The following is a 7008-nucleotide window of genomic DNA, read 5'->3' as shown; positions in this document are numbered from 1 at the left end:
ACCTGGTCCATGCGGCCTCCGGCGTGATGGGGGTACAGCACCCCGTCGAGCTCCACCGACTCCGCCCCCGGCCCCGTGAACTGTCGGGCCGGGGGGCGCCCGAAGCGCTCCTGCGCAGGCCACCGGTACTCTGCCGACCGCTGCAGCCGCTGGTACGCCGCGGTGGACACGGCAAAGAGAAAGCCCCCCAGCGCCAGCATCACGTGGGGCGAGCTCTCGGCCCACAGCTCATCCGCCATCGTAGAGCGCTCCCCGGGCCCGGGCCGCCGCCTGGGCCTCGCGGCTGCGCAGCACCCGGGCAATCTCCTCGGCGATCTCCTTGGCATCCTTGCCGGCGCCCTGGATCACGATCTCCCCCTGGAAGGGGGCGTTCACGGTCACCTCCCCGCCGCCGCGGGCGGCGGCGGGGGGCAGCTCGGGCCACGACGGCGCCGGGCCCGGAAGGGAGGCCGCCGCCACCGGCGCCGCGGCCAGCGCCGTACCCAGGGCGGCGGCGCGCACCGTGCGGCCCGGCGTACCGGCCGTCGTGCTCTCCCCCCCGAACAGCCGGCCGGCGAAGCTTCCCAGCACCTTTCCTGCCCGGAAGAGCAGCCCCAGGGGGGAGACCGCCAGCACCTTCCCGAGAAGGCCGAGCTTCTCCGAGACCCACGCCACCCCTGCCGCGAAGATCTGCTTGATCCCCTCCCACGCCGCGCCCAGGGCCGCCTTCACCGTGTCCCAGTTCTTCCACAGGGCCACGCCGGCGCCGGCCAGCAGCCCGATGCCGGCAATCACCCAGCCGATGGGGCCCAGCGCGGCCCGCCACATCACCCGAAACGCCGTGCCCACGGCGCCGGCCGCGAGCGTCACGGCCACCGAACCCGCGGCCCAGGCTTTCTGGGCAACCCCGAGCGCCCAGGTCGCCCCGGCTGCCGTCGCCGCGCCCGTGCGTACGAGCGCCAGGGCGGCCCCCACGGCGCGAGCCCCCACCACGGCCGACAGCCACGCCCCCTTCACGAAGGTCCAGGCGTAGCCCAGGCCGATGGCCGCCACCTTCCCGGCCACGAGCCCGGCGGTAGCCCCCACCACCACTCGGGTGAGCCGGGGAAACCGCTCGGCCGCCGTGGCCGCACGCGTGGCGAACCAACCCAACGCCCCGCCCACCGCGTTGACCCCGGGCAGCAAGATCGTGCCCAGGGCCACGCCGAGCTCGGCCGTGCGGTTTTGGAGGATCTTCATCTGCCCGGAGCTCGACTCCAGAAAGCGCCGGTAGCTCTCCTCGACGAGCCCCTTGCTCCCCTCGGCCACGTCGCGCTGGGCCTCGCGCAGCGTCGCCAGGTTCTGGCCCAGAAGCACGATGCCGCGCTGCCCCTCTTCCCCAAAGGCCTTCTGGAGGGCGTCGATCGTCTCCTGGTCGAGGTCTGCGAAGCCGCCGATGGCGTCGGAGAGGTTTTCGAGCGTGCGGACGAAGTCCAGGCCCCCCTTGGCGTCGCGGGCGAGCTCGAAGCCGAGCTGCTCCGAAGCCCCGGAGAGCTTCCGAAACGAGGCGGCCAGCGCCGTGCCGGCCATGGACCCCTGGAGGCCCGCGCTGTTGAGTGCCCCAATCAGCGTCACCCCCTGCTCGAGCCCCACGTTGAACTGGGTGAGCGCCGGGGTGGCGTATTTCATCGACTCGCCGAGCTGGCCGAAATCGCGGATCTGGAACTTGAACTGGGTCTTGGTGAGCAACTCGCCGATGCGGGCGAACCGCTGCCGGGAGTCGCCCTCCAGGCGCGACCCCAGGTTGTTGAACACCGTGGCCATCACCTCGCCCACGCCCTCGGCGGCGCCGTTGGTGACGGTGGCCACCTTGGCCACCAGCTCCGAGCCGATGCGCGCGGCCTCGGCGTCGAGCCCGGCGGAGTTGAGGGCATACTGGATGTCGAGCACCTCGGCCGCGCCCGAGAGGTTGGTGCGGGCAAAGGCCAGCGCCTGCTTGCGGCTGGCGGCCAGCGCGCCGCCCAGATCGGTGGCGCTCACCACCGTACCCAGGCGCACCATGGAGGCCTCCAGGTCCATGGCCGCCTTCACCGGCGCCCGCAGCGCCGCCCCCAGGGCCACGGCGTCGACGAGCTGGGTGCGCAGGGCGCTTCGCCGGTCGAGGTTTGCCTGTCGCCGGCTCATCGCCTGGCCCAGGGCCTCGTACCGCGTTTTGAGCAGCGCCACCGCCTTGCCCAGGCGCTCCTCCTGCCCCTTGAGATGGGTGGTCGCCTGGCCGGCGGCCTGCATCGCGGCCCGCACCTGGCCCAGCGCCCGGCGCTTGTCGTCGAGTCTCTCCCGGGCCTTGCCCAGCTCCTGGCCGGCCCGGGCGAGCTCGTCGCGCATCTTCCGGGTCGGCGCCGGCGTGGTCGCCAGCGCCGACTGGAGCGAGCGCACCTTCGACCGCGCGGCCTCGAAGGCGACGCCGGCCTTCGCCACGTCCTCTTGGGCCTTGCGAAACCCCGCGATACGGCGGGTACTCGCATCGAGGGCCTTGATCGTGCTCCCCAAGGTGTTAAACTGCTTCTCGGCGCTGCCGATCGCCGCGGTCAGCGTCGCGCCCACGGTACCCGTAATGAGCACGCTCACTGCAAAGGCTTTGCTCATGGACGCTCTCGCTCACTCCCGTCGTGAAGCCCGGCGCGACCTGGCTGCTTGGGGCCTGACCGGACTCGGCGGCGGCCTGCTCCTCGTGTGGTTCTTCCGCCAGAGCGGCGCGCTCGCTACGCCCGGCCTCGGCCTCACCGGCGTCGCGGTCATCGGCGCCTTGTTCGGCGCGCTCCTCGCCCCCGTGCTCCTGCCCCTGGGCCGGCTGGCCGCTCGCCTCTTCATCCGCTGAGCTTTTCAGCGCTTCGGATACACCGCCGGAATCGTTGCCAGCCACTCCAAGAGCTCTTCCGCGGCCATCTCCATCAGCTCCTCGTACCCCCACCGCGTAAATCGGTTGAGCTCCAAGACCGCCCGCCTCAGCTCGGCAGGCGGGGGGACAAAAAACCTTGCAGGACCTCCTGGAGCCGCAGGTAGTCCGCCAGGTCGAGCTCCTCGAGCGTCTTCGGGGTCACCTCGGCCAGGTTCGCCAGCAACCGATGCTCTTTTTCCGCATCGCTGCCGCCCCCCTTCTCCACCGCGAGCCGGTCGCGCACCTTGGGCCGCCGCACCCGAAGCTCCGTCACCTCCACCCCGTCCACCGTCACCGGATGGTCCAACTTGAGCGTCTCCATGTCTCTTCGCCTTTCACGCGGCGCGCGGCACGCGGCACGCGGCACGCGAACCGTTCGGTTACGCCCCGATCGCCGCCCGCATGGTCGCGAGCTGGTCCACGCCGTTGACTACCCGGATCATGTTCTCCAGGTCGATGTGCACCGCCGCCTGGCCGCCGATCAGGAGCTGGTAGTAGCGCCCGCTCACCTGGATCTTGAGCTTCGCGATCTCGCCCGCCTTCCAGGAGCCCATGTCGATCTCCTTCCAGCGGCCGGTGAGGTTGACGATCACCGGGGTGACCACCCCGTCCTTGTCCATGCCCCCTCGCAGCGTGATGTTCACCCAGTTGCCCGGCACCAGGCCCCACATGGCCCACAGCGCCGGGTCGTACTCCGAGAGCGTGAAGCTGCACTCGAGCTTCTCCATGCCCATGTCGATGTCCACCGGGGCGTCCATGCCCCCGGCGCGGTACTCCTCGGTCTTGATGGTGAGCTTCGGGAGTTCCACCTCCTCCACGCGGCCGGCGTAGCCCTTGCCGCCCACGAAGAGGTTGAAGTTCTTCAGCACGCTCGGAAGGCCCATGGCATAACCTCCAGTTCTTGGGGTCTAGGGGCTAGGGGCTGGGGGCTGGGGGCTGGGGCCAGTCCCTGGTCCCTGGCCCCTGGCCCCTGCCGTTAGAACACTTCCTCGAAGTAGTCGTTCACCAGCCGGCTGCGGAAGGTCACGTGCTCGGCCGGGGCGGGCGGGGTGAAGTCGAAGTCGAAGAACACCTTGCCCGCGGCCAGGTTCTCGGGGGTGTTGAGGTCCGGGTCGGCCCAGCACGTGCCGCCCAGGATCGCCCCCTGTGCCTGGAGCCGGCGCAGGTAGGCGTTGACCCCGGCGGTCACGTCTTCGAGGTAGGTCTTGGAGATGTTGCGGTCCACCGCCCACAGGTGGGCCCGGAGCAGGCTCTCGTGGATCATGTCGGCCGTGCGCACCACCGAGAGGAAGGCCCACTTGGGATCCGACGACAGCGTGCGGTTGCCCCACAGCCGGAAGCCGTCGTGGCGAATGATGGTGGTGACGTTGCCCTCGTTTAGCAGATTCGCCCGGGCGTTGGCGTCGCCCAGGGCAAAGTCCACCGGGCGCGTGGTGCCCACGATGCCGTACATCTCGCGGTTCGAGGGGCTCCACCAAAAGCCCCGCTCCGCGTCGCTCTTGGCGATCATCCCCGCCGCCCGGGCCGAGGCGGGCTGCGTGGTGAGCGCGCCGCCGGTGCCCACCACCTGCACCCCGGGGTCCACCACGTACACGCGCTTGGAGCCGAAGTCTCCCGCCCAGGCGAGCGCCGCCGCGTCGTTGGTGTCGGGCCCCTCGGCCACGATCACCGCCCGCAGGCGGTCGGCGATGCCGAGAAGCTCCGACACCACGGGGTTGGCGAGGTAGGTGCCCGGGTTGAGGGGGTCCTCGGGGCGCTCGCCGGTAAAGCCCGGCACGATCAGGATGCGGGGCGCCACCCCCACCACCGTCTCCGCCGCCAGGAAGGCCTGCACCCCGGTGTAGGCGCCGGTACCGGCGTCCACCCCGCCGAGCACGTTGGCGAGCGTCTCTTCGGCGCCGGCCCCCTCGGCCACCCGCACCACCACCACCACCGCGCCGGCCTGGTCGAAAATGGCATCGAGCGCCGCGGGCAGGGTGCCCAGCCCCGTGCCCACCGTGTCGAGCCCCGCGGCCTCGCGGCGGCTGCCGGCCACGAGCACCGGGGTGTCCAGGGGAAACTTCGCGGCATCGGCGTTGGGCGCGGTGCCCACGATGCCGATCACGCTCGAGCGCACCGTCTGGATGGGGCGCGGCCCGCTGTCGATCTCCACTACCTCGACGCCGTGCAGGAAGGTCTCGGCCATGACGCGTGCTCCTTTCGTTGGGCTGCCGGACGTGCCCAAAGGGTCCGACAGGTCAGACAGGTCCGAAGTCGTCTAGCTCACGATGCCCGTGTGCTCCCCGTCGGGGGCGCCGCTCGTGGTCGTGACCACGGCGTGTTGCTGGATTTCGTCGATCACCCCCTGGCAGAAGGCCAGCAGATACGCGTCCGCCTTGGCCGCCGCGCCCGCGGCGCCCCCCGCGCCCGAAAACTGCTCGGCGGCCAGCGCGTCCATGCGCGCCTGGATCTTCGCCGCCATGCTCGCCGCCGTCAGTGCCATCGGCTACCCCCCCCTATCCCTTCGACGCCCGCACGTCGGCGGACAGATGCAGGTGCGGCTTTCGGATGAACGGGCAGATGCAGTCGCCCTGCACCACCCCCTTCACCGCCGAGGCCCCGCTGCCCGCGAGCGAGATCTCCGCCTGCGCCATCACCCCCACCGCCCCGCCCGCCGTGAGCAGCGCCGGCCCCTTTGCCTCGGCCCGCAGCCACCCTCCGAAGCGGTCGTACTCGGAGAACCCCCCGTCGGCGTACTCCACCCGGTGCTTGGTGGCGGCGGAGGCCGGGGCCGGGTGGGCCTGCTGGTACACCGCCGGCAAGACCACCGCCGCCGCGAGCTCCCCCGAAGGGGCCAAGAGCAGCACCTGCTCCCCGGGCTCGGGGGCCCACCAGTCGCGGTCCGGGCCCGCCCGCCGCGTGAGCCACGGAAGCCATGCCGTCAACAGCTCCCCCGAGCGCACCCGCACCCGCGCGGCCCCGGCGTCGAGCTCGGCCACCGTGCCCAGGCGCAGCAGGCACCCCACCCGCCGCTCGAGCTCGGCCACGCGAAAGGCGAGGTCTTCTCTCACGTCCGTGCCCGTCCGTGACGGTCCGTGCCCGTCCGCGTGCCGTCGCACCTCACCGGGTCACCTCCACGTAGTCTGCCTCGTGGGGCAGCCCGATCTCGGGGGAGAGCCCCGCCCACACCTGGGTGGGAATCACCCCCTCGCCGTCCCACACGCTGCTCCCCAGCCGCACCTCCTGGACCCAGCTCACCACCCACACCGCGTAGGTCGCCACATCCGGCTTGAAGTCGCCGGGCTCGATCCGGAGCTCCCGAGCCGGGCTCGCCGCCACCCCGAAGCGCCCCGCCGCGTACACCTCGCGGGCCACCGCCGCCGCCAGCGCGAGCGCCGCGCGCTCGGGGCTCACCCCCGGGGCCGTGGGCGCGCGATCCAGCACCACCGCCGCCTCCAGCCGCACCACAAGCGCCAGCTCGTCGGTACCCGGGTCGGGCGCCGCCGTAACATCGGCCACATCCACCAAGAGCGCCGGGGCGAGAAGCTTCGTGCGTAGCCGCGGGTACTCCTCCACCGTGGCCACCGCGCCCGCCGGCGCCGCGAACGCCGTTCGCAGCCGGTCCACCACCGCCGTAACGAGCGCATCGAGGTCGTTCACGTCGCGCCTTCCCGGGAGAGGAGGAAGTCCACCTCGTGGGCCAGCCGCTCGGAGAACATCTTCGCCGCGGCGGGCTCGTAGCGGGGCAGGAGCTCCTCCATGTGCTCGTCGATCGGGATGGTCATCTTCACCACCGGAAAGCGCTGGGACCCCTTGCCGAAGGTCTTGCGCGTCCACACCTTCTCGGGCTTGTCTCCCTTGCCGTAAATCCGGGCCAGGAAGGCCCGCTCGAAGAAGTGCCGGCCCACGCGGGTACCTCGGGCGCTTTGGCGCGGCGTGCCGGCCGTAGTTGCCTCCACCGGGTTCAAGCCGATCCACAGCACGGCATAGGCCTCATCCCGGCTCACCGGCCCGTGGCGGCGCCGGAAGCGCGCCTCGAGCCCCCTTTGGGGCAGCGCGGCCCGGGCCGCGAGCTCCCGGGTGTGCGGGGTCGAGAGCCAGTCTCGGGTGCGCCCCGCCGCGCGGCGGGCGGG

At 72.0% G+C, this 7008-nt stretch carries 10 protein-coding genes; 1 reads left to right on the top strand and 9 read right to left on the bottom strand.

The genetic code is table 11. The features are described 5' to 3' along the window. On the bottom strand, nt 1–239 hold a 239-nt coding region (locus AB1578_20990; GenBank protein ID MEW6490373.1), incomplete at its 3' end, for a phage tail protein. After that, nucleotides 229–2604, bottom strand: a complete 2376-nt coding sequence (locus AB1578_20985; protein ID MEW6490372.1) for a phage tail tape measure protein — start codon at nt 2602–2604, stop codon at nt 229–231. The genes AB1578_20990 and AB1578_20985, both read right to left, overlap by 11 nt. On the opposite strand from AB1578_20985, the gene AB1578_20980 reads away from it, so the two are divergent. Continuing rightward, complete coding sequence (locus tag AB1578_20980; protein MEW6490371.1) at nt 2603–2836, top strand: hypothetical protein; 234 nt, start codon at nt 2603–2605, stop codon at nt 2834–2836. The two genes, AB1578_20985 and AB1578_20980, sit on opposite strands and share 2 nt — an antisense overlap. A 127-nt stretch (nt 2837–2963) precedes the next feature. Here AB1578_20980 and AB1578_20975 read toward each other — a convergent pair whose 3' ends face one another. The 7 genes from AB1578_20975 to AB1578_20945 form a co-directional block, all read right to left on the bottom strand. Next, on the bottom strand, nt 2964–3218 hold the full coding sequence (locus AB1578_20975) for a phage tail assembly protein (GenBank protein MEW6490370.1): 255 nt from the start codon (nt 3216–3218) through the stop codon (nt 2964–2966). Between the two features lie 58 nt (nt 3219–3276). Further along, the gene (locus AB1578_20970; protein ID MEW6490369.1) at nt 3277–3780 is read right to left on the bottom strand and encodes a phage major tail tube protein; all 504 of its coding nucleotides are present in this window, start codon (nt 3778–3780) and stop codon (nt 3277–3279) included. A gap of 92 nt (nt 3781–3872) precedes the next feature. Next, nucleotides 3873–5081 (bottom strand): phage tail sheath C-terminal domain-containing protein, encoded by a 1209-nt coding sequence (locus AB1578_20965; protein MEW6490368.1) that lies wholly within the window; start codon nt 5079–5081, stop codon nt 3873–3875. Between the two features lie 72 nt (nt 5082–5153). Further along, complete coding sequence (locus AB1578_20960; GenBank protein MEW6490367.1) at nt 5154–5378, bottom strand: hypothetical protein; 225 nt, start codon at nt 5376–5378, stop codon at nt 5154–5156. 13 nt (nt 5379–5391) lie between these two features. Next, nucleotides 5392–5946: a phage baseplate assembly protein V gene (locus tag AB1578_20955; GenBank protein MEW6490366.1), complete on the bottom strand. Its 555-nt coding sequence runs from the start codon at nt 5944–5946 to the stop codon at nt 5392–5394. A 49-nt stretch (nt 5947–5995) separates the two neighbouring features. Next, nucleotides 5996–6535, bottom strand: coding sequence for a hypothetical protein (locus AB1578_20950; protein MEW6490365.1), 540 nt, complete (start codon nt 6533–6535; stop codon nt 5996–5998). After that, nucleotides 6532–7008: hypothetical protein (locus AB1578_20945; GenBank protein ID MEW6490364.1), on the bottom strand; the 477-nt coding region annotated here is incomplete at its 5' end. The genes AB1578_20950 and AB1578_20945, both read right to left, overlap by 4 nt.

The organism is Thermodesulfobacteriota bacterium, assembly GCA_040756475.1.
In the GTDB taxonomy this organism is placed as follows: Bacteria; Desulfobacterota; Deferrisomatia; order Deferrisomatales; family JACRMM01; genus JBFLZB01.
The sequence above is the reverse complement of the archived record's forward strand: the minus strand, read 5'-3'. Positions and strand labels throughout refer to the sequence as shown.